Source organism: Okeania sp. SIO2C9, assembly GCF_010672455.1.
Taxonomy (GTDB): Bacteria; Cyanobacteriota; Cyanobacteriia; order Cyanobacteriales; family Microcoleaceae; genus Okeania.
On record NZ_JAAHGO010000053.1, the window covers coordinates 26,896 to 50,523 of the forward strand.

Genomic DNA, 23,628 nt, shown 5'->3' on the forward strand with positions numbered 1-23,628 from the left:
TCAAGCAAATATTAAATTAAAGTCGATCATTTTTGACTTAAACATTATGGATATTACCACAAATTATTTAGGATTACAATTACGTTCCCCTCTAGTTGTGGGAGCTGCTGCACCTTTAACCGAAGATTTAGATAATCTCAAACGGATGGAAGATGCTGGTGCTGCTGCAGTAGTTTTACATTCTTTATTTGAAGAACAACTTCGTGAAGAACGTTTGGAATTACAACATCATTATTCCTACTAATTTCGACTGGTATTTTTTAAATATGAAAGTATTTGACTATGATAAAATCAGGGCTACTATGCTTAAAGGGCCTCGTGTAACCTCTCTCCTGAAACATTTTGAGAATATTGCTGCGGGTACTTCTCAAGCACCTACACAAAGCGTATATGCAACCTCTGACTTTTTAAGTAAAAGCAATGAATATCGGGAATATCACAGTGTATTTCAACGCAATATAGGAACATTCTATCAACATCTGTGTGCCAGTATTCCCTTTTTTATAGAAGAGCAATGCCGAATCGGTGTAGCTCTACAAAGGTTGGCAAAACACCGACTAAAAGATGAGAAAAATCCTTTTACTTATTATGAGACAAGTTCAGCAGATGGAACAAATGCAAGAACACTGGCTGAATATTCCCAAGGCATGATTAGAACTTTAACTGACTCTCCAAATCCAGCCAATGGAGAAAATTTCCATAGGTTTTGCCAACACAGCTATTCCGATATTTATATCGGACCTTTTGTAGACATCACGCCTAAGTATATTTCAGCAAGAAACGATCGTCCTTATCTCAAATATGGTTTTGATGTCATATATGAAAATACAACATTTCAAATGTATGATCCTAATCGTAAAGCTCAAATTGCATATGTGAAGCGAGTACTTAAAAGTGATGGATTAATGATCTTTTGTGAAAAGCTGATTAATCCTGTCCGTGATGAGTATGAAAGGAGAGAATATATAAAGGATAACCTATTTAAGCCCCATTACTTTACTAAAGCTGACATCGATCAAAAAGTTTCGCAGATCCTCGAAGAGATGGAGCAATGTCAAGTGACCTTAGATGAGTTAGTAGATTCTATAAGTTATCACTTTAAATATGCGTATATGATCTGGAATAGCACTAATTTTTATGAACTTGTTGCATCTAACGATCAATCTAATTTGCAAAAATTTATTTCTTTCCTTGGGGAACATTATGTTCCGGCTCCTTTTTTGTGTGAAGAAGTTTTAGTAAAACCACTTCTTTAATTTGTGAATCTATAACTTTAATGTGTTAAATAGGTGATTAATGATTACAAAATTATTGCTATCTGGTATTTTTATAGGCTTCTTTATTGCCTTGCCTTTTGGTGGTAACGCAATCCTTTGTACAAAAAATACTTTATCCTATGGTAGGAAGTCTGGCCTTGCTACAGGACTAGGAGCGGCTACTGCTCATACTACCTATAGTTTTATAGGATTTTCAGGACTCGTTGCGGTTAAATCCTTATTATCAAATTACCTTGGAATATTAGAAATCATAGGTGGGATCTTTCTCTGCTACTTTGGAGTTTCTAGTATCCGTAAAGATATATCTGATATCAATGCAGATAATATGAAAAACTCAGGATTAATCAAAACGTATCTGGGATCTACACTTTTTGCCCTAACAAATCCTAAAAGCATAATCGTAGCGAGTATCCTAATAACTGAGTCAGAAGTTTTTAACATGATTGACTATAATGAAGTTTTTTTATTGACTGTAATTCTATCCGGTATTTTCATTGGTTCAGCCCTTTGGTGGTTAATCTTAGTGACTTTCCTCAGTTTTCTGAAAAAAGTCTTAAACCAAATATATCTGGTTGTTTTGAACCGTATTGCTGCAGCCTTAGTAATCTTTTTTGGTCTATTTTTTTCGGTATTGGGATTCGCAAAGCTCTGGCTTTTTCCTCACAGCACCTTACAATTTATGGGCTAGAATTTGTAATCAGCTCGATGCCGAATAGGTGTTTGTTGGGTTTATCCTACGGATGAGCTGCGCTAACAAGTTTCCTCAACTCAACCTACGCTTTCTTACTTCTTCCTTCTTTCTTCCCATTATCAATAACAGGAAAAACTAACCATGGATATCACAACAAATTATTTAGGATTACAATTACGTTCCCCATTAGTTGTGGGAGCTGCTGCACCTTTAACTGAAGACTTAGATAATCTCAAACGGATGGAAGATGCTGGTGCTGCTGCAGTAGTTTTACATTCTTTATTTGAAGAACAACTTCGTGAAGAACGTTTGGAATTACAACATCATTTAGAATACGGCACAGAAAGTTTTCCAGAAGCTCTAACTTATTTTCCCGAACCAGAAGTATTTCATGTCGGTACTTCGGAATATTTAAAGCATATTACTCAGGCAAAAAAAATGGTAAATATACCAATTATTGCCAGTTTAAATGGTTCAACTATTGGTGGTTGGACTCATTATGCTAAAGAATTAGAGACTGCTGGTGCAGATGCTTTAGAGTTAAATATCTACAATATTCCTACTAATATGGATATGACTGGGGAACAAGTAGAACAAAGTTATATTAGTATTCTGCAAGCTGTTAAATCTGAGGTAAATATTCCGGTTTCTATTAAACTTAGCCCCTTCTTTAGTAACATGGCAAATATGTCGAAAAAATTGGTAGAAGCAGGGGTAAATGGATTAGTTTTGTTTAACCGTTTCTATCAGCCAGATATTAATATTGAAGAGCTAGAAGTTGTAACTAATGTATTATTAAGTACCCCACAAGCAATGCGTCTACCTATGCGTTGGATAGCTATTTTGTACGGTAGATTAGAAGTTGATTTTGCAGCAACTAGCGGCGTTCAAAAAGGGCAAGATGTTATTAAAATGATGATGGCAGGTGCGAATGTAACTCAGCTAGTGGGTACTTTATTACGTCATGGAATTAATCATATTCAAGTTATCGAAAATGAAATGATTCATTGGATGGAAGAACATGAATATGAATCAATAGCACAGATGCGCGGTAGTATGAGTCAAATTAATTGTCCTGATGAGAGTAAATTTGAAAGGGCACAATATATGAAAGCTATTCAAAGTTATAAACCTGCTCAAAGTTTGGTTTAATTAGCTGTAGTAGGGTGGGTAAATATTAAGTCTATTTATGTTTATTTTAATCATCACGTTTGCCTGCTCTACGACATTTATTACGATCTACTTTGGTATAATTTGATAGTTATAGCAATTTTTTCTAGAAAAGGAAATGAGGAGCGATCGCTCTTCAACTCAAGAAATTGTAATCAAGTTTTTGTCTGTTTAACTTTTAACCAAAGCTCTAGCTACAACTGTTCTGGATCGACACCAAGGGAACGCAACATTTGTTTAAATTGTTCAGCTCGTTGTCGCTCCTGTTGAGCTTGTTGTTCAAGTTGTTCAGCTCGTTGTCGTTGCTGAAGTGTTTCCTCTTCTGGGGTCATAAACCTGTTCCCTTCAGAGTCATACCAATACAACCACTCTTGTTCGGAACGGTAATGATTACCAACTTCAGTTCCTATTCCCAGACCAATTTCTGGCATCCACACGGGATTTCCTTTTAAACGTTGGTATGCTCCATCTACCAAACGATACACCTCAAAACGCTTATGTTGGTCTCGCTTGGAATAATCTGGGTTATAGATAACATAATACAAGACCCCCAACCGAGCGTAATCAATCATTTTTTCATCGTATTCATCCCCATAAGTTTTAGAAACAATTTCCAATACGAAGATCGGAACAACATAATTTTCCTCCCAAAGAACATAGGAGGATCGCAATTTATTATTTTTGAGTCGTGGAACTCCCAGACTGAGCAAAGCATCAGGAACTATAGCAACTCTAGGGTTTGACCCCGTGGTGTGGAAAATTCCCATATTTACGCCAAAAAACCAATCATAGCGATCGCCCCATAACTGATTTAAAATTAACATTAGCAGGTTAGGAATTAGAATTTGTATTTCGTGATCCACGGGTTTGTCGTCTGAATCAGGTAATTCGTCACTTGATGGTAGATTGAGTAATTGGTTGTTGTTTACCATAATAATTTGATTGTGATATTTAAGTTGTTTGATTTTAGCAAATATAATGATGTAGCAGGAAATGGCTAAAGTTAAAAATAAATTGATAGTCTATGTTTACTTACGAGCAGGTACTAAATCAAGTATATAATCTTTCCTATACAGATCGACTGAGATTACTAGAAGCATTGCAACAGATGGTTAATGAGGAAGTAGAAGTAGAAGGAGATTCCGAGGTCATTCCTATTTCTGAAATAAATGAAAGTGAATTAGCTTGGCAAGATTATTTGGCTGGCCGCGATCGCGGCATTTCCTCAAAAGAGTTAAAATTGAAACTTTTTGGAGAAAAAATTGACTGACTATATTCATTCTTTTGAAAGCTGCACAACGATATTTAGAAAGGATGCAACCAGACGACCAATTTACGAATAATTAAAGCTTTGGATACTCTGGTTTTAGATGCTAGTGGTCTTGATATTAAACCGCTTCAAGGTCGTCCTGAGTTACGGTTGCGAGTGGGAAAATATCGGGTTTTGTTTATGGAAGATCGAGAAAACCAAGTATATGTTGTGACTACTATTGGTTCTCGTGGCGATGTCTATAAGTGATAAGTTTTTGAGGGGCGATAGAACTCCGTTCCGCTGACGCGTTGGCGGATCCTAGCGGCAGCTATATCGCTCTTCTGTGCAGAGGAATCTTTTTTGGAGAATAAGATTTTACCATCAATATTGGCAAAAACTTGAATTTGCAGGACTTACGCAGAACCAGCATATCTAGTAGGGGCGAATCGCGATTCGCCCCTACAGATGGCGTATAATTTCATTTTTTGGGTAACTCCTGATTTGGTTGAATACTCAATTATTATATTTACTGTAGGGGTTTGGTCTCTAAACCCTAACTCTTTGACAATGGAAATCTACGAATTTTTACTCTGGTTGACAAAAACGACCAGTTACTCGCTCGTATTCATCCTCAAGCAACCACATTTGTGCTTCTTCGTAGGTGTCACCTGTAAAGATTGTTTTGTAGCTTTCCACTGGATTTTGTATGGAAAATTTGCCCGACTGCTCTTTACAGCGCTTTTCAGATTGATAAACCACATCGCCACAACCAAAACCCTGTAGGGGCGAATGGCCATTCGCCCCTACTGTGGTCTACCCAAATGAAAACCGCTGTAATTAGCATTAAAATATAGGGTGGAGAAAGATAAGGATCGACCCAAATTTCTGCAAACTCCCATTCTGTGGATAATTGAGATTTTTGGGTTAGTTCATCTGGTTGTGCGCGGTCTTGTGCGAGGTATGACATGGTATTTACCTGTGGTCTTTTTGATTTTTATTTCCCCATATATATAAAATCCGGATAATTACTATACCCAAGTCATTGCGACTGGAACGGAGTGGAAGGAAGCAATCTCAAGGAGTTAGGAGATTGCTTCCTATCGTCGCAATGACAAATGTTCAACCGGATTTTTATAATAAAGAGGAATTTGAGTTCCATCTGATTTTAGTATATAACCTATTGGTTCGGCAAAAAATAATCCATAGCGTTCGTATTTGTCTGCTATATCCTCTGCTCCTGTGCGTTCTCCTCTTTTGAAGATTTCAGATGCGACTCTTTCCATTGTTTCGCGATCGCTGAATAGATAGACTATTCCTTCTGTTTCTAATTCTCTTTGGGATTTTTCCGTACCAGGGAGATGCTTATCAATTAAACTGGTTCTAGTTTCCAGATAGATTTTGCGGTCGATACCACTCATATTATTTTTTTGTTAACGGATAATCTAAGTGTATCAAAAAGCGATCGCTCTTCTGTGCAGAGGACTCCTTTTTGCAGAATAAGACTTTACCATCAATATTGGCAAAAACTTCAATTTGCAGGACTTACGCAGAACCAGCATATCTAGTAGGGGCGAATCGCGATTCGCCCCTACAGATGGCGTATAATTTCATTTTTTGGGTAACTCCTGATTTGGTTGAACACTCAATTATTATATTTACTGTAGGGGTTTGGTCTCCAAACCCTAACTCTTTGACAATGGAAATCAAAGAGTTTGCAGACATTCTTACTTTTGACTTTTGACTTTTGACTTGTGAATTTCCTCCCGCAACTCCTGACATTCTTTCAATTCTGGCACTCCTAATTCTGTGAAAATAGCCAACGCCTCATCGCAATACCGTCGTGCTGCATCTAAATTTCCTAAGTGCTGATAGGTTTGTGCCAAATTCTTGAGAGCTATTGCTTGGAGATGAGGGTTTCCTATCTGCTGAAATATCTCTAATGCTGCTTGTAAATATTCCAGAGATTCGGCATATTTTCCTAACTTGAGCATAGTATCTCCCCAGTTTGCCAGAGCAGCACCTTCCCCAGAGCGATAGCCTATTTCCCTAGCTATTTGTAAATACTGCTGAGAATACTCCATGGCTTTGTCATATTCTCCTAGGGAATGGTAAGCACTACCCAAATTCCCCAAAGCAGAACCCTCCCCAGAGCGATCGCCTATCTCCCTAGCAATCTGTAAACTCTGCTGATGATAGTCCATGGCTTTGTCATATTCTCCCAGGGAATAGTAAGCAAGACCCAAATTCCCCAAAGCTATACCCTCCTCAGAACGGTTGCCTATTTCCCTGAGTATTTGTAAACTCTGCTGATGATAGTCCATGGCTTTGTCATATTCTCCTAGGGAATAGTAAGCAAGACCCAAATTCCCCAAAGCTATACCCTCCTCAGAACGGTTGCCTATTTCCCTGAGTATTTGTAAACTCTGCTGATAATAGTCCATGGCTTTGTCATATTCTCCTAGGGAATAGTAAGCATTACCCAAATTCCCCAAAGCTATACCCTCACCAGAACGGTTGCCTATTTCCCTGAGTATTTGTAAACTCTGCTGATGATAATCCATGGCTTTGTCATATTCTCCCAGGGAATAGTAAGCAAGACCCAAATTCCCCAAAGCTATACCCTCCCCAGAACGGTTTTCTATTTCCCTGGCAATCTGTAAACTCTGCTGATGATAATCGATGGCTTTGTCATAGTCTCCTAGAGAATAGTAAGCAAGGCCCAAATTCCCCAAAGCTATGCCCTCCCCAGAACGGTTGCCTATTTCCCTGGCAATCTGTAAACTCTGCTGATGATAGTCGATGGCTTTGTCATATTTTCCCAGGGAATCATAAGCAAGACCCAAATGCCCTAAAGCATTACTTTGACCAGAACGGTTGCCTATTTCCCTGGCAATCTGTAAACTCTGCTGATGATAGTCGATGGCTTTGTCATAGTCTCCTAGGGAATAGTCAGCATTACCCAAACCATTTAAAAAAATACCATCCCAATTTTGGTCTAATTTACCTAATAGTCTACTATAGAATTGAATACATTCCTCATAGTAACCCCACCTCATTAGTTGAGTGTCTAAATCTTCATTAATTGGTGGTACTTTAATTGTGAGGATTTTGCTAGCTCTTTCCCAATCCTCTACTGCAGCAAGATGATAAAATGCTTCTACATAACCTTTTACTAGCTCTAAGTTATCATTTACTTCTGGCGGACATTTGTAGTGAGTCAACCAATTAATAACAGCCCGATATTGAAGACGCTTAGAACGTGCTTTCATCAATTTTATAGCACCTGGATCGAGTTTCAGCAATTCCAAAACAGATTCAGTAGAAGGTAAGATAGCTTTATCTAGGGGATTTTTGTTCACTTTCTTAAATTAACCATCTTCCTCATCCAATTTCCTTAAATGTTCAAGTGACACACTACGGATTAAATTATGTTGTCTCAGCAGAAACTCACCACTTTCATCCACTCCTACGATTTCAACTAAATAGCGATCGCGCAAAGTCTGTAACGCCACCTCTTGTTCATATTTATCGCAATCCCAATCTTCCAAATGACTCAGCCAAAAGCTCTCTGGCACTTCACACCTATATATTGCACCAGCACAAATCAACCGATAAGCATTAAGTGCTTCTTTCTGCGATCTTGAAAAAGCTTTATCTAGTCGCGCTCGGACTATTTTCCGCAACTGACGGGTATATCTGTCTAACTGAAATTTATCGTCAGCACCAGCAGTTATCCCCTTAGTCTTAGCTTCCTCAATTCCCTTTTCCACCTCTTCAATTTCATTACCGTACCTTTTCCAATAAGCTACCACATTGCCATTAAAAGGTTTGCTGCCAATTTCTCCCGCAATAACCCGCAACGCCAAAGGATGACCCTCGTAAGCATTACCAATGCGTTGTAGATAGAGTAGATTAGGTGAATTATCCTCAACATCTAAACCAGTTTTCTCGAATAACTGCAACTGCTCCGACTTGCTCAAACCAGTCAAAGGTTGAGACTGCCAGAAATTCTGATAACGTTCAGGAATTTGCCCAGGGAAATCTTGGGAAGTCAAGATAATGCGACTTTGACATTCTGGAGATGCCAAAAATTGCTCAAAAAATCTCACCCACAACTCATCCTGAAAATCACTCCATCCCTCATCCTCGTTTCCTACCAAAATATTTTCTAGGGAATCAATAATTATCAGATATCGATTTTCTCGCAAACGATTAACTAATTTTTGTATTAACCTTTCGACATCGTTATAATCATCTTGATTCAGAGACTCTCCCCACTTTTGCAACCATCGGATGGCAACATTGCGAAAGTCTCTAGTTTCTCCATCATTATCAAAATTTTCCTGGTGAAACTTGCTCCAGTCTCCTTGCAAAAATTCCTGATGCAACTCCACCGCCAATTTTTCTGCCAAAGCAGTTTTACCAATACCACCGATACCCACAAGAATGAGTAAGCGACAAGACTCTTTAACTTTTGCAGTTAATTCAGCTATCAGGTCTTCTCTACCTACCCAAGCATCATCATAGGCAAAAAATTCCACTGTGGAATTTTGGGATAGGGGAGTAGTTTCTTCTACAACTTCTTCCCAGTTAATTCCTACATTCTGACAAATTTGAATAAAGGCATCTCGGTCAATTGGAAGCGATCGCCAAAAACGTTTTAATGTTGCTTGTGAGGTTAGTGCTAGTCCCCACCAAGCATCCTCTGTTTTTGTCCAGCCTTTCTTTTTTCTTGCTATATCAATCTTCTGCAACCCCTCTTGAGAAGCTTTGAGAGTAACAGCCATATTAGTCCTCCCTTAGCTTTACTACACTACTAATAAAATAATAGCTCATATTTGGCTCACTCTGAAGATGAACCTAAACTTCACCTATATTTAGATAGATAATAAATTACATTTAAGAAAAGGAAAAACATAACAAAAAATTATCTTTAGTAGTATCAGTCGTGTTAGATAAATCATTGAAGCCAGATTTTGAACCCAATAATTTTTTCAAATCTAACAGAGAGGAACGACTTTTGCTGATTAAAAGTAGTTTTGTTCGCCTCTTATTTATAACAGTTATATGGTATCTGTTTTTTGTTTTATACAGTGCTAGATTTGAGGAAAAACCAGGTTTCACATCGATAATTATCTGGTTGATAGGGATTTATGTGGTATTAGAATTGCTTGTGTTATTACTGAAGTTAAGTAACCAAAATAGTGATGATGAGAACTCTGAAATTCTTAAGCTTCTGATGAGTGAGAAAAAAAATGTATCTCCTACTTCAGAACAGGAGCAAACAGAATCTAATCAGGAAAAAGTTAAATAGTAATTCCTAATTAAATTATTGGACAATTAGGTATTGCCCCTCATACTGGACATTTGTTTCTAGATGGGGCTATATCTTATATATATAAAACTTTTTTTTGAAAATAACAGCACTTTTTTCAAATTCTCATACTAGATTTTATATCTAAGTTACTCTTGGCAAATCCCTCAAGTCTATAATTATCTTAGCTGTTAGACCTTTTCCATAGGGAAGTTGTATGCGACGTGCCTGCTATTCTATTCGTGGGTATTCAACCGGATTTGATGTGAGTTATTTAAAATATGCTTATGAAATACCTTATGTAGTGCTATACTTATTGGGTCTACACTAATAAAATAGACATCTACATTCCAGAAAATTTACAATCATGTCTTATATAGAAGACCTGGCTAAGATACTAGAATTCGTCAAATCTCTTGGGGGTGGGGGTCTGTTTGGGAGTGGTTTACTAGGCATAATTTATCTTTTTTTAGGGCCTAGTATATTCCCTCCTACTATACCTGTAGAGATGATATTAATTATTGGGGCTTTATTTGGTGGTGGTTGCCACAAGTTACTTAATTCACTTGCAATAACCATAGCAAAAAATCGGGAGGAGTCTCCCAAACAGAAGGAATTATTAGAAATATTGTGGGTGTTAAAAATCTGCAAAGATAATGGAATGCTTCCTCCGGAATTAGTACAAAAGTTGGTGCTGTTACAAATCTGGAAAGCTTATGGAGATATTCCTGCTTCAGAAATGTTAGAGATGCAAAGAAAATTCCTAACAGATTCTATACAATCTGACTCAGAGCAAAGACAAATTCGAGGTAGTAGTGATGATGAGTCAAACAGCTAATTAATAGCTTATCATACTCGTTCAGACAAAAAATTTACTAATATTTATAAATTTATATTCAAAATAAAATCAATTATAGTAAGTAGATACATATTCTGATTTATGGATTTAATGTAGGTGTAGTGCCTGCTTTTTTTATTTAAAAAATCCATCAAAAACCAAAGGAGAAAAATTAATGCCATCCCCATTTCCTGGTATGGACCCATATTTAGAACATCCCGATTTATGGCCGGGATTACATAATAGACTCATTGTCAGGATAGCTGACTTATTATCTCCCCAATTACGTCCGAAATATTTTGTATCCCTAGAAGTCAGAATGTATGAAGAAAAGGATGCAAAATCTTTACTTGTAGGTCTTCCTGATGTTTCAGTGCTGTCAAAAAAAGGGCAAACTAACAAATCAAATTCTACAGAATCGACCGTTGCAACAACAGCAACTTCTACAAAACCTATAACAGTAACTCTGCCAATACCAATAACTATTCGCCAAGGATATTTGGAAATTCAAGAAGTAGCAACTAAGGAAGTTGTAACTACCATAGAAATATTATCTCCTGCTAATAAAAGAGGTGGAAAAGGTAGAGAAATGTATCTAGAAAAACGAGAAAAAATTTTAGATAGTCTGACTAATTTTATCGAAATAGATTTACTGCGTCGCGGTCAACGAATGCCTATTTTAGACCATAAAAATAAAAGTCATTATCAGATTTTAGTGAGTCGCGGAAAACAACGACCAAGAGCCGATTTATATGCCTTTAATCTCCAAAATAAAATCCCTGATTTTCCTTTACCATTACGCCCAGAAGATACAGAACCAATTATAGATTTACAAGCGTTATTAAATAATATTTATGATGTTGGCAGTTACGATTTAAAAATAGATTACACTCAAAAACCAGTACCGGAATTATCAGAAAATGATGCTCTTTGGGCAGATACTTGGTTGCGACAACAAGGATTAAGATATTGAAGAAGGAAGAAGCGGATGGGGATACTGAAAAGTTGGTGCAACCCTCGATTAATCCCCAAGCAATTGTAGACACCGCATATGTAAACATTTCCTGTGGAATGCTGCGCAAACAGCTATTAGCAATCAGCTCTCAGCAATAAAAATATAATGAACTAAGTATTTGCTTAACTTCTACCACATTTTTGAACAAAGAATTGAAGCACAAGAACAACGCAGCTCTAATTGTCCACTAAAGGTAATAAAGCTGACCGCTGACCGCTGAATGCTTACCCGCATATACATAATAAAGAACAAGTTGGTTAATATCGGATAATCAGTTATAAATAAAATTTCAGAACTGACAGTACCGAATAAATACTGAAATTATCTTGAAATACTGAAATTATCTTGATTTTTCTCCTTTCTTCCCTCCTGACTCCTGACTCCTCGCTAAGTTATTTATAAGTATTCAACCGAACATGATATAAGACATAGAGTGATGATGAATCAAAAATGGGGAAATGTTTTTCCCACTGTTCCCTGTATAGACTAATTTTTTGGTAAATTAATTAGTCTTCCGACTACAATTATTAATGCACAAATTACTACTATCGGCACCACAGGCAAAAATCCTAAAGTAAAACTTTGAGGAATAAAACCTATCTGAAAACCAATAACTGCTATCTCTCCAAAAATAATCGAAATTATACAGCTCATAGGTGAAATATTTTTTCCATATAAAGCAGCAATAACTGTGGGAAATAATACTGCTAAACCTGTAAAAGATTGAGTGGCGATCGCTGCAATTGTAGCTGGGGGGTTTGCTGCAAGAGTTAAACCTATTATTGCTAAAATAACAATTAATATTTTACCGACAAAAGTTTGTTTTGGAAGGGTAGCTTGGGGATTAATATAAACAATATAAATATCTCTAGTAATCATTGAGCTTAATGCTAAAAGTTGAGAATCAAGGGTTGACATAAATGCTGCTAAAGCACCTACCATTACTAATGAAGCAATGCCAGTAGATGTATATTCTCCTAACATCATGGGAAAAATTCGATCTGCTTCTTTTCCTACTAGGTCGGGAAAGTTAATATGACCCCACATTCCGATTAAAACAGGACAAATAAATATTAAGGCAGTAATTAAGGGATATAAACTAGCAGAAATTTTTAGGGAATTAGCTGTTTTAGGAGTATAAAATCGCATAAACATTTGCGGAAACATCGGTACACTTAAACCCCAAAGCAACATATAACTAAACCATTTATGGGGAGTGAAAAAATTATTCATTCCAGAGCGAGAGAAAAGTTCTGGTTTTAATTGATAGACAGTGCGATTAGCTTCAGAAAAACCTCCGATACTTTGAGCGATCGCTACTACTGCTACTATCATTAAAACTAACATTAAAATTCCTTGCAAAACATCGGTTAAAGCTACACTTCTCATGCCTCCTAAAAACACATACAATACAATAATAAAGGTTAAAAAAGCTGCTCCCCAAAAATAAGGAATTTGCCCGTTAGTTAAATTTTCAATAATATAACCTCCGCCGATTGGTTGTAGGGTTAAGTAAGGTATGGTAAAAATTATCATTACGGCTAAGAATAATAATTTTAGTGGTTGACTAGGGAGGCGATTTTCAATTAATTCTGATGGGGTAATGAAGCCTTTTTCTTTTCCTAAAAGCCAAACTTTATAACCGATAAAATAAAATGTAATTCCTACGAGGGCTGTACCAAATCCCATCATGGGATAATAGCTGATACCAATACGATAACCAGCACCAGAAAATCCTAAGAAGGTAAAAGCACTAAAATTTGTGGCAATGAGAGTGAAAAATAAAACTATGGAGTTAATTTTTCTATCTGCGAGAAAGTAATCTTCTGGGGTATTTTCTTGGGTGCGATAACTGATAATTCCGATGGCGAGAGTTGAGAGTAAATAGATGCTGATGATTAAGTAGGGAATTAGGTTTTCTCTCACGATTTATTCTCCTTTTTAGATTCAGTTTTCCAGAATGTTTGAGAGAAAATAAAAATAGCACAAGCGAGAATAATTTGTAAAGCAATAAAATAGAAAACCCAGGGTGGTAGATGGAGAATTGAAAAGGAAATTGTTTGCTTCCATGACCAAAAATCTAGGGAGAGGAGGAAAATTACGGTAAAGCAGAAATACCAGAAATAGGCAGAGTTGAAAATGTTTAGGTTTTTCATATAGTAATCTTAATTTGAGTTGTTGGATATTGTATACTTTTAGAGAATACCGAAGCAATAAATATTAGTTGGGTATCGAAAAAGAGTGGATTGATAATATCGCGTTTCTCAGCGTTAAAAAAGAATGTTACGAATAATGGCGTTGGTGAAGCGCGTGTATGATATTAATCTTAATTATTTAGGAGTCAGGAGTCAGGAGTCAGGAGTCAGGAGGAAAGAAAGAAGAAGTAAAGAGTAGTAGAAGGAGAAAGTTTTTTGTTCGCGCTCTTACCCGGACAGAATATCATACCTCAAATCACCAACACCCGAATAATAAGTGCGATTAAAAGACAAATTCAGGAAATGTCCCTTTGACAAAAAAGAAAATTTCCTACCTCAAAACTGGTATTGAAACTATTCATTCTGACTCCTAATATGATGTCCGGTTGAACAGTTATAAATAAATAATGACGGAGTCCTCAGGACTCAGGACTCAGGACTCAGGAGGGAAGACTGAAGTTGGAAGAAGAAGAACAGGAGAAGGAGAAAGTTTTTTTATCACGCTCTTATCCGGACATGATATAACTCATAAAAAATATCCTAGCTATTTGTAGCAAACATTTATCAAATTGGTATTATACCAGTTTTAAAAAAGAATACAGAAAATTTCAGGATCGTTAGGTACAGTTTAAGACTAATCTAGGGTTTGCTGAATAATATCATGTCCGCTGGTATCGTTTGTGTAAAATCAAGGGTGAATATCTACAGGAAATTTGGGGTTGCACATTATGGAATGATATTGCCAAAAATTAGTTTAGATTGTGACTAAAAAAAACCATTAATTAATCATTCTAGCAATTGACTAATCCAAAATTTAATTCAATAAAAATCTCAAATCATTCGTCACTGTGCAATGCCGGAAATTTAGGTTTTTTCAAGCTTTTAAGCCTTCTTCCTTCTTCCTTCTTCCTTACTTCACTATACAATACCGATGTTACCGGACATGATATAAAGTCTTTTTGCTGAAGCAGGGAATAGGGAATAGGGAATAGTTAAGTACCTGGACAGAATTAATTGTGCATTTTTGACTGCTATGTCATAGAGCTATCAAAGGATCAACAATAAATTTATATACAAATAATTTTGTCTACTTACTTAAGAGTCAGGAGAAATGGGAGTTATAGAGAAGGTGATCGTTCATGATAGCAAGAGTGATTGTTCTGCTCCCATCACCCCATCACCCCATCACCCCATCACCCCATCACCCCATCACCCCATCACCCCATCACCCCATCACCCCAAAATCCTAACTTTTTGAGCATGAAGAGCTAAAAACCTGGTACTTTTTCAAGACAAAAAAAGGCTAAAAGCTTTATCTGTAAATGCTTTTAGATTTAATCAGCAAGCCCTAATCTATAATTTTTATTCATTTGTTTGTTGTTCCCTGTTCCCTGTTCCCTGTTCCCTGTTCCCTGCTATATTACAGCACTTTTGAGGATAGTAAGGTACAGCTATAAGACTATTTATTCCTATATTCCCTGTTGCCTGTTGCCTGTTGCTTGTTGCCTAGAGCAATAAAACTTTGTACCTCATCAACTAGAAAACTGCTGTAATTTTGAACAATTACAATAACGATTCCCAACCTAAGTTTTGAATTTGTTTTAGTGTCTCTCTAACGTCAATTTCTTCGACAATTTTTCGGTTATATATACAGATAATAACTTCTTTGACTGTTTGATTTTCATCAGATAAATTTTTGATTATTTGTGACAATGTAATCTGCCAAGATTTTTGAGCAGATAAAACACCTACTCCACTGCCAAATAAAGGAAAAGCAATTGTTTTAAAACTGAGTTTATGAGCGATTTTCATGCAAGTATGAAGTAGTTCTTGAATTACCTCTTCATGTGAACTTATTAATAATCCATAAAGTATTTTTTTCGCTTGGAGTTTGCCAGCGTTTGTTATGACTACATCTCTGAAAGATGACAAGGTGGAATTCCTCATTTCTATTCTCAATTTCATCATGTCTTTCCAAATATCTTCCCCAGTAACTTGTCGAATTCGGTCATACACTAGACCACCTATACTACTAACAATAATATCTACTTCTAAATTAGTAATATCACCTTGATAAATTTTTACTACTTTGTCATGTACTAAAAATTCACCTACAAATCCTTCTTGATCAGATTCATAAATTTTTACTAATTTGTCAGACTGACAGATATCTAATTTCATTGCTATAGCAGAAAGAATATTCCACCAAATAGTTTCCTCGCTGAAAACTTTAGATTTTCCTAGATAAAAACTAAACCATAACCAATTCAATATTCCTCCAGGGAGATGACCATTGGGGGCATTTATATCGAAATTCAATTCCTCATAAGTTAAAAATTTATCTCCTATTTTCCAGCCTAATTTTTCACTGAAATTATTATAAATTTCCAGGTTATTAATTTGATAACTACTATCTTGAGTTGCACCACAATTTTGCCAAACTTCTTTCTGAATACTCAAGCCAAATTTACCATTACTATATATCACCCACAAATTATCTATTGTAAATAAGTCATAACAGGGAAAATTGATAATATCTTCCCCTCTTAACCAACCTTTGGATTCTCGACCAGCTATTTTCAGCATAATAGCAGTAGTTTCTAAATCAGCTTCTCGCCATTTTCCTGCGGATAATAAATCCCGTAACTTAATATAGTTAATTTCATAATTAGAATGAAGACTAACACTAACAGGAATATCTGCGGGTGAGCTATCTATTCCTAAAGAAACAACATTACTTAAATCGACATTTTCAACCACACTATTTTGATTCTCAGATACCTCCAACTTTTCCAATTCTTCAGGATGAGTAACAAAATAATCCTGTAACCACTCATAACCCCGCACCAAAAGTTCATCCAAACTTTCAACTCGCCACAAATAAACCATACTATTCTCCCCACCCGCAACCAAATATTTACCATCTTGACTAAAACTAATACTCGTTAATTCCGTTTCTGGAGTATTCCACTCCACCAGTTTGCGCCCAGAAAAATCCCACAATATAACAGTATAGTCACTTCCCACCGTTGCCACCCGTTGCCAATCTAAACTAAAACATACATCCACCAATTTTTCCTGATGAGCGCTCCATTCTCTCAAAAGCTCCCCAGACAAATCCCAAACTTTGATTCTATCCCTACCCGCAGAAGCAACTTGCTCCCCATCAACACTAAAACTCACACTTCTGACCTTATCCCGATGAGCATTCCAATTTGCCAAAAGTTGCCCAGATAAATTCCAGATGCAGACCTTTCCATCCCACCCACCTGTAACAATACGATCGCCTTTTGAGTTAAAACTAACACTGGCAATAATTCTCCGATTACTGCGCTTTAATGCTGCTAATTGTTTTCCTTGCAAGTTGCGTAATATAGCTGTGCCATTTGCTCCCACTGCTACTAGGGATGTGCCATTGGGACTGAATTTTACTTCTAATATCAGGTCTTGATTGGGGTGACATTGACTAACAAGTTGCCCTTCTTCACTCCAAATTGAAATATTATTACGCCCTGCTGTAGCGAGGTATTTGCCATCAGGACTGAAACTGATGCTAGTGAGTCTACCTCGACCACTTTTCCACTGATTTAATATTTGACCAGACAAATTCCAAATTTTGACGCTGCCATCTTCTCCTCCGGTAGCTATTTTTCCCGTGAGGTTGAAACTAACACACCAAACTGTGCTTTGTTGAGTTTTCCATTGACTCTGTTGTTTTGGAAATATATTCCAGGTGCGAATTGTGCCGTCAGCACCCACCGTGGCAATTTGTTTTCCGTCTGAGGTAAAACTGAGAGCTGTAACTGAGTTACGGTCAGCATGAAACTGAGTTAATAATTTTCCAGATAATTCCCAAATTTTGGTTATTCCATCTGCTCCTGCTGTAGCAATATAGCGGTCGCTAGGACTAAAACAAATATTATTAATCTCTGTTTGCTCGGTTTCCCAATCAAAAAACCGCCGTTTGGGAAAATCCCAGAGTCGCAAAATTCCTTTTTTACCAATACAAAGTAGGTATTCTCCGCTCCAACTCATTTTTACATTTGTCAGACCAAACTCTTCAATGTAATTTGCTTTCAATTCTGTAGGTTGTCGTTTTAATCCCTTCCACAGTCTGACTGTATTTTCTCTAACTGAAACTGCAATACATTCACCATCGCGAGTAAAACTTACAGTAGTTTTCCAACTTGAATGAATATTTCGTTCCTTGAGGGATGATGTTCCGGATCGCGAACGTGTTTGCCGTGAAATATTCCATAGTTGTACTCCATTTTCTGCTACTGTTGCGAAATATTTTCCATCTGGGCTAAATCTAATTTCATTAACTGCACCTTGATTACTGTTAAACTGATTTATTTGTTGACCTTGTAAATTCCAAACTTGAATTATGCCTTCTTCTCCTGCTGTTACTAAGTGCTTACCATTGGGGCTGAATTTCACACACAAAACTTCATTTTCGTGACATTTTAGTTGTATTGAGTGAGGATTTAATAATTGCTGCAATAGAATTGTGCCGTTTATTTCTGCAACAGCTAAATATTCTCCATCTAGGCTAAAGTTAATATCTTTAACTCCAATTTGATGACTAAGAAATTGATTTTTTTGCCTAATATGAGCGAGATTTTTTTGTAAAGTATATATTGGGGCGATAGTCGGATATTCTTTTAAAGACAAATTATGCAAAACTAATTTTTTTAACTTCTGCACTGCCTGTATTGCTAAGATTAATGCTTCTATTTGATTAAATTCAAACTCTGATAAAGCATCATTCGTAATTCGATCAATCTCTTTAATTTCAGTTTCTGAATATACTGCCTCTACTTTTTCTTCTAAAAATAAACCTGCTTCGCGTAATTTATTTTCCACCCAATTCAAATTAAAAACCTCTGCATAAATTTTGTTATAAACCCTTAACTTTCCTTTATGTTTTACTACCACCCCAGTCAGTCGTAATTCTCTATGAAACTGCTGATAATTCGCCTTAATATTTCCCTGCTGTAATATCTGCCGATATAATAATAGTAACTTACCCTGACTATGACTGCCGTAAAGTAAGCGATCGCGTATAGTCTTTAAATGTTCAGGTTCATCCTTTGCTTCCCAATTTTCAATAACTTGTGACCGAACAATTTCTGCCACTAACCCTACCTCATTTTCTCTAGAAATATTAAACTTAACCTCTCTACAGTAAGATAAAATTACTTGACAAACTTTTTGAGTTAAAAATGGTTGCCCACCAGTCCAATTTAATACCTCTTTCAAGACTGCCATGCCATCATTAAAAACACCAGAAAATCCCACAGCTAAAAGTTTCGCCTCATCAAACTTAAACCCCTCTAACTCAATAGCTTTACCAATATTAAAAGGCGTACTAATATGCCGATTTTTAATCAAATCAGACGGTGTTGCCACTCCCAATAAAGCAAAAGATAAACGTTGATATTCACAATTATCAGCCCGTTGATTATAACAAAAACGAATCAAAGCAAAAAAATCATCAACATTAAAATTTAAACTGAGAATACTATCAATTTCATCAATAAAAATTACAATATTTTTCCGAATTTCTCTCAGCAATACTTGCTCAATAAAATGACTTAAACGTTGTAAAGCAGAAAGAAAAGAGCGATCGCTCCACCAACTCAAAATATCAAACCGCTCCAATAAGTCCAAACTACTGGCCAAACTATAGACTATTCCCGCATACCACTGTTCCGAAGTAATATCCTGACTACCGATGGCCGTTAAATCTATAGTGGCACAAACAACCCCAGATGCGTGTAAACGTCGCATAGTTTGGACTCGCAGACTAGACTTACCCATTTGGCGGGAGTTTAAGACATAACAAAACTCTCCCATCATGAGGCCATCAAAAAGTTGCTTGTCTGCCTGTCGTTGGACATAAGTGGGAGCATCCACAGGTAGACTACCGCCGACTTGATAAGAGTATATTGAATTTGAGTCTAAGTTCATAGGGTCAGAAGCTAGTTCGAGAAATTATCTCCAAAATACATTATCTATTTTGGCAGATATCAAACAGCGATCGCAAAGCACAACATTATCGCCCCTAAAAACCTCAAAATTATCCCTTTTTAATTTTAGTAAGTCTTTTACTTTGTCGGAACGCTGAATGGCTTTGGGTTTTTTTGTCTTCCTAAGCTACGATATAAAGTATCCACTGATATCAAATCCGGTAGCATTGGTATAATTCAACATTTAGTAATAAAAGTCAATATTATAGAAGCAAACGGCTGTTTGCCCTTACTGACGCTAGAAATTATCATTTTCTTTGTGGGTTTAATACCCCACCGTCTACACGGTGTTCAAAATTACTTGGGGTTAGAATCCCCATGTAATTTTCCTCCTGTCTCCTGTCTCCTGTCTCCTGTCTCCTTCTTCAAATTACTCCAAAGCCAGGGAATTTAATATGACACACCATAGTTGGCAGAAGCTTCTTCAATTAGTGCGCGACGCTCCCGCGAACGCTCTGGCAAGAGTTCCATTCCAACCTAGAGCGTAGTTTAATGAGTACTTCGGGAGGGTATTTGCTTGCGACTCACGTCTTTCCTTTGACCTGCGCAATGTAGTGGTAAAGCCTGGACTTGGTTTTGATTATGTGATTCATCCATTTGAAAAGCGCTGTACAATTTACTTTATAAATCAGCTCTTAATAAATATCTAAATCCTCAAATTTAACTTGATGAAATTATCTGCTAAATTTAGCCACGGGTTGTTCCTTCTTTATAGGGAACAGGAGGGTCTTCATCAGAAGAACTCACAAAGTGATGAAAAATTTCTTCACCTAATTCATCAGAATATCGTTCTACCAAATTATTGTTAATTTCTATAGTAGGCAATCCCATTGTTACTACTACAATTAATGTCAATATAGATAGTATTAAATCATTTTTATTGTACATAACAATCACCTCTCAATCACAAAAATGAAACTTTAAATTCAGGTGTAGTAGAAGCAAAAAATTATCAAGAGGTATATTTATAATTCATTGCAAATAGATGTCTATGACAAAAATAATCAGAATAATTTTTTATTTAATTATTAATGTCGTTGTATAAATTATTCTTCAGTTAAGAAATACGGTTTTACGCAATATATAGTATTTTTTCCTTTACGGAATGAGAAATATTCAAGCTGTATGTAATTCTTATATAGAAGTTGTCGAATTGGTGAGAGATAAAATTCTAGGGAGTAGGCAACAGTTAAAAAAAAACTGTACCTAAGGCTTCTTCAGAAACGCTATATAGTAATTATCAAATTGGTGAGATACAAAATTCTAGAAAGTAATAAGTAGAAAAAAATACTGTATATCATTAATATGATAAAAGTTATAGCAATTAGCATATCGTGTATCAGTACATCACTTTTTTTGGAGTTGTTAATATTATGGTAGGCTTTTTTTTATAGTCTCTAGATAGTTGGCAAAACTGAAAAAAAAATATTCCCCCTTATTGATACAGAGGGAATATTGCATGATGACTGAGTAGACAAAAAATTTGTTTGTACAGCAAAGAACTAGTTGTTTACGACATTAGGGTATAGAGTGATGATCAATCAAATAGGGGGAAATGTTTTTCCTATTGTTCCCTCACAGAAGTCCGCTACCAGATGCGTCTGTCGCCAACACTGGGTCGCACCGCTATTCCCTGCTTTACTTCAGTAAAATAACTATTTATGCTACTAATCTTCTAATCCAACCATTAACTGTAAACCGACTATGTTCAAATGCTTTTGATGGACAAACTACAGGCATTACCTCATGTCTGCAACGACTGTTAAAAAAGATAATGGAATTATTAGCAGGGGTAATAGTTTGAAAATTCTCATGAGTTATTGCTCCACCAGCTTTTAATTCAGTATCATAAATTCTTAGCTCACCTCCAGAAAAAGCTTTGGGTTCTTGATAAAAATAATATACATAAGTAATTTCTCTACTTGCTGTTTTTTCGCTACCCGCATCATTATGAATTTTGTAATAACATCCATCATTATGTGCTGTTAGTTGCGCTTCAATTTCTGATATCTCGAAAGGACGAAAATTTAGTTGAGCTAATACTTCTGGCAAGGTTTGTAAAATTTTGCTCTGAATAAGTTCTGCTAATTCGGGAAAGTATTGTGAAAATAGTACATAAGACTGCCGATATCGATCTGCTTTAGTGGTGGTGGTTGATTCAATATATTGATCGCGTTTTTGAATGGCAATTTCTATAGCTTTTTGATTTTCTTCGGGAGATAAAAAGTTTTGAAGTTCGACATGAACAGCAGGTAAAAATGTAGATTTTACTTGTGCTATTTTAGGTGGATAAGGAGAAATATTTCTTGTTAAATTATCTGTATTTAATTGCTTTATTTGTTGTTGAGCATCAGATATTAATGTACTTGGCGTTCGAGGGTTTGTTTGAGACAAAATACCTGTCATTTCTAGAATCTTCAGGGCTACTGTTGCTCGTTCTTGTGCCGGAAGTTGTTGATTTTTGAGAATTTCTTCTAAAGTATCAATTGACTGAAAAAGTAATTTATTTACTCTTTCTACTGGCAAAATATTGTTGTTTGTATTATTATTCATTGCTGATGATTCTGTGTACATAATTCAACTCAATTATTTACTAAAGGTTTGATGACGTTTTCTTTTAATAGTGTATCTCATTGGTTTAGATCAAATCTCAATGAACATTCTTAAACTTATCTGAATATCACATATAATTCTAATTGAAATCTAATCTTTAATATTTATGTCCAAAAAACTTGTGCTGATGGATCATGATGGTGCTGTAGATGATTTTCTCTCCACTATTTTACTAATGACCATGGAAAATATTCAACCTTTAGGAGTAATTGTCACCCCTGCTGATTGTTATATTGAACCTGCAATTAATGCTACTCGAAAAATTTTAGATTTAATGGGACGTTCTGATATTCCAGTAGCAGAAAGCACGGTGCGTGGTGTTAATCCTTTTCCAGTTTTATTTAGAAGAGATTCTTTTGCTGTAGACCATTTTCCGATTTTAAATGAGAAGGAAACTATTGATACTATTTTAGTCTCAGAACCTGGTCAAAATTTCATGGTACGAGTTTTAAAATCTGCACCAGAACCTGTAACATTAATGGTAACTGGTCCTTTAACAACTGTGGCTGTAGCTTTAGATATTGCTCCAGAAATTGAGTCAAAAATTCAAGAAATTGTTTGGATGGGTGGTGCTTTAAATGTACCAGGAAATGTTAGTAAAGATATGGAACCAGGGCAAGATATGTCTGCAGAATGGAATGCTTATTGGGACCCATTTGCTATTGAAAGGGTTTGGCAAACTCAAATTCCAATTGTACTTTGTTCGTTAGATATTACTAATAATGTACCCCTAACTTCTGAATTTTCTCGCAAATTAAGCAAGCAAAGAAAATATCCGATCTCTGATTTTGCCGGACAATGTTATGCTTTGGCAATTTCTCAGGATTATTATTTTTGGGATGTTTTAGCAACTGCTTATTTAGCACACCCAGAATTTTATCAACTCAAAGAATGGGAAACTAAAGTTATTACAAAAGGTGTGAGTCAAGGTTGTATAAAAGTAGAAACTGGTGGGCGGAAAATTATGGCGATGGAACGGGTGGATACAGAGAGTTTTTATCGTTATATTCTCCAACAATGGGCGCGTTCAACAATGAATAATGAATAATGAATAATGAATAATTACCTTTCCTTGAAAAGAAGAGGATTGACTAGTAATGAAAATTTTTTCTTCCCTTCTGCCTTCCTTAATTATGTCCGGATAATCAGTGATAAAAAAGCTTTATCCCTTCTAACTTTTTCTTCCCTTCTGCCTTCTGTCTCCTGCCTTCCTTTAAATACTGACAATTGA

General features: G+C 36.1%; 21 protein-coding genes and 1 pseudogene. 11 read left to right on the forward strand and 11 right to left on the reverse strand.

What is annotated here, in order from left to right; genetic code table 11:
- Positions 1–46 precede the first annotated feature (46 nt).
- The 4 genes and pseudogenes from F6K23_RS28895 to F6K23_RS28910 all read left to right on the forward strand — a co-directional run.
- Positions 47–241: pseudogene (locus F6K23_RS28895) on the forward strand (dihydroorotate dehydrogenase-like protein); the annotation flags it as partial.
- Positions 242–266: 25 nt separating this feature from the next.
- Positions 267–1,256, forward strand: coding sequence for a hypothetical protein (locus F6K23_RS28900; RefSeq protein WP_293162162.1), 990 nt, complete (start codon positions 267–269; stop codon positions 1,254–1,256).
- Between the two features lie 40 nt (positions 1,257–1,296).
- A complete protein-coding gene (locus F6K23_RS28905) occupies positions 1,297–1,965 on the forward strand; it encodes a LysE family translocator (RefSeq protein ID WP_293162164.1) in 669 nt (222 codons plus the stop codon).
- Between the two features lie 144 nt (positions 1,966–2,109).
- Positions 2,110–3,120, forward strand: a complete 1,011-nt coding sequence (locus F6K23_RS28910; protein ID WP_293162166.1) for a dihydroorotate dehydrogenase-like protein — start codon at positions 2,110–2,112, stop codon at positions 3,118–3,120.
- A 212-nt stretch (positions 3,121–3,332) separates the two neighbouring features.
- Here the strand turns inward: F6K23_RS28910 and F6K23_RS28915 are convergent, their stop codons facing one another.
- Positions 3,333–4,070: a Uma2 family endonuclease gene (locus tag F6K23_RS28915; RefSeq protein WP_293162168.1), complete on the reverse strand. Its 738-nt coding sequence runs from the start codon at positions 4,068–4,070 to the stop codon at positions 3,333–3,335.
- A 92-nt stretch (positions 4,071–4,162) separates the two neighbouring features.
- Between F6K23_RS28915 and F6K23_RS28920 the strand changes: the two genes are divergently transcribed.
- Together F6K23_RS28920 and F6K23_RS28925 are read left to right on the forward strand one after the other, a co-directional pair.
- On the forward strand, positions 4,163–4,408 hold the full coding sequence (locus tag F6K23_RS28920) for a hypothetical protein (protein WP_293162170.1): 246 nt from the start codon (positions 4,163–4,165) through the stop codon (positions 4,406–4,408).
- An 81-nt stretch (positions 4,409–4,489) separates the two neighbouring features.
- Positions 4,490–4,657 (forward strand): type II toxin-antitoxin system RelE/ParE family toxin, encoded by a 168-nt coding sequence (locus F6K23_RS28925; protein WP_293162172.1) that lies wholly within the window; start codon positions 4,490–4,492, stop codon positions 4,655–4,657.
- Between the two features lie 318 nt (positions 4,658–4,975).
- Here F6K23_RS28925 and F6K23_RS28930 read toward each other — a convergent pair whose 3' ends face one another.
- The 6 genes from F6K23_RS28930 to F6K23_RS28950 form a co-directional block, all read right to left on the reverse strand.
- Positions 4,976–5,149, reverse strand: a complete 174-nt coding sequence (locus F6K23_RS28930; protein WP_293162174.1) for a hypothetical protein — start codon at positions 5,147–5,149, stop codon at positions 4,976–4,978.
- Positions 5,133–5,357, reverse strand: coding sequence for a hypothetical protein (locus tag F6K23_RS28935; RefSeq protein WP_293162176.1), 225 nt, complete (start codon positions 5,355–5,357; stop codon positions 5,133–5,135). Before F6K23_RS28935 ends, F6K23_RS28930 begins: the two co-directional genes overlap by 17 nt.
- Entirely contained in the window at positions 5,320–5,400 is an 81-nt protein-coding gene (locus F6K23_RS42970; protein ID WP_375340794.1) for a hypothetical protein, read from the reverse strand. The genes F6K23_RS28935 and F6K23_RS42970 overlap by 38 nt, the downstream gene beginning before the upstream one ends.
- Positions 5,401–5,487: 87 nt before the next feature.
- Positions 5,488–5,808: a DUF6972 family protein gene (locus tag F6K23_RS28940; protein WP_293162178.1), complete on the reverse strand. Its 321-nt coding sequence runs from the start codon at positions 5,806–5,808 to the stop codon at positions 5,488–5,490.
- Between the two features lie 306 nt (positions 5,809–6,114).
- Positions 6,115–7,749 (reverse strand): tetratricopeptide repeat protein, encoded by a 1,635-nt coding sequence (locus F6K23_RS28945; RefSeq protein ID WP_293162180.1) that lies wholly within the window; start codon positions 7,747–7,749, stop codon positions 6,115–6,117.
- A gap of 9 nt (positions 7,750–7,758) precedes the next feature.
- Positions 7,759–9,177: an NB-ARC domain-containing protein gene (locus tag F6K23_RS28950; protein WP_293162182.1), complete on the reverse strand. Its 1,419-nt coding sequence runs from the start codon at positions 9,175–9,177 to the stop codon at positions 7,759–7,761.
- A 161-nt stretch (positions 9,178–9,338) separates the two neighbouring features.
- On the opposite strand from F6K23_RS28950, the gene F6K23_RS28955 reads away from it, so the two are divergent.
- The 3 genes from F6K23_RS28955 (at position 9,339) to F6K23_RS28965 (ending at position 11,515) form a co-directional block, all read left to right on the forward strand.
- Positions 9,339–9,704, forward strand: a complete 366-nt coding sequence (locus F6K23_RS28955; protein WP_293162184.1) for a hypothetical protein — start codon at positions 9,339–9,341, stop codon at positions 9,702–9,704.
- Positions 9,705–10,071: 367 nt separating this feature from the next.
- On the forward strand, positions 10,072–10,542 hold the full coding sequence (locus F6K23_RS28960; RefSeq protein ID WP_293162186.1) for a hypothetical protein: 471 nt from the start codon (positions 10,072–10,074) through the stop codon (positions 10,540–10,542).
- 175 nt (positions 10,543–10,717) lie between these two features.
- Positions 10,718–11,515, forward strand: coding sequence for a DUF4058 family protein (locus F6K23_RS28965; protein ID WP_293162188.1), 798 nt, complete (start codon positions 10,718–10,720; stop codon positions 11,513–11,515).
- A gap of 528 nt (positions 11,516–12,043) precedes the next feature.
- Here F6K23_RS28965 and F6K23_RS28970 read toward each other — a convergent pair.
- Entirely contained in the window at positions 12,044–13,483 is a 1,440-nt protein-coding gene (locus F6K23_RS28970) for a sodium:solute symporter family protein (RefSeq protein ID WP_293162190.1), read from the reverse strand.
- 1,380 nt (positions 13,484–14,863) lie between these two features.
- Here F6K23_RS28970 and F6K23_RS28975 point away from each other — a divergent pair.
- Positions 14,864–15,010 (forward strand): hypothetical protein, encoded by a 147-nt coding sequence (locus F6K23_RS28975; RefSeq protein WP_293162192.1) that lies wholly within the window; start codon positions 14,864–14,866, stop codon positions 15,008–15,010.
- A gap of 305 nt (positions 15,011–15,315) precedes the next feature.
- On the opposite strand, the gene F6K23_RS28980 is transcribed toward F6K23_RS28975, so the two are convergent.
- The 3 genes from F6K23_RS28980 to F6K23_RS28990 form a co-directional block, all read right to left on the reverse strand.
- On the reverse strand, positions 15,316–19,725 hold the full coding sequence (locus F6K23_RS28980) for a GUN4 domain-containing protein (RefSeq protein WP_293162194.1): 4,410 nt from the start codon (positions 19,723–19,725) through the stop codon (positions 15,316–15,318).
- A 746-nt stretch (positions 19,726–20,471) separates the two neighbouring features.
- Positions 20,472–20,672, reverse strand: coding sequence for a hypothetical protein (locus F6K23_RS28985; RefSeq protein ID WP_124144115.1), 201 nt, complete (start codon positions 20,670–20,672; stop codon positions 20,472–20,474).
- 771 nt (positions 20,673–21,443) lie between these two features.
- Positions 21,444–22,358 (reverse strand): 2OG-Fe(II) oxygenase, encoded by a 915-nt coding sequence (locus F6K23_RS28990; RefSeq protein WP_293162197.1) that lies wholly within the window; start codon positions 22,356–22,358, stop codon positions 21,444–21,446.
- A 145-nt stretch (positions 22,359–22,503) separates the two neighbouring features.
- Between F6K23_RS28990 and F6K23_RS28995 the strand changes: the two genes are divergently transcribed.
- Positions 22,504–23,445, forward strand: a complete 942-nt coding sequence (locus F6K23_RS28995; protein ID WP_293162199.1) for a nucleoside hydrolase — start codon at positions 22,504–22,506, stop codon at positions 23,443–23,445.
- Positions 23,446–23,628 lie beyond the last annotated feature (183 nt).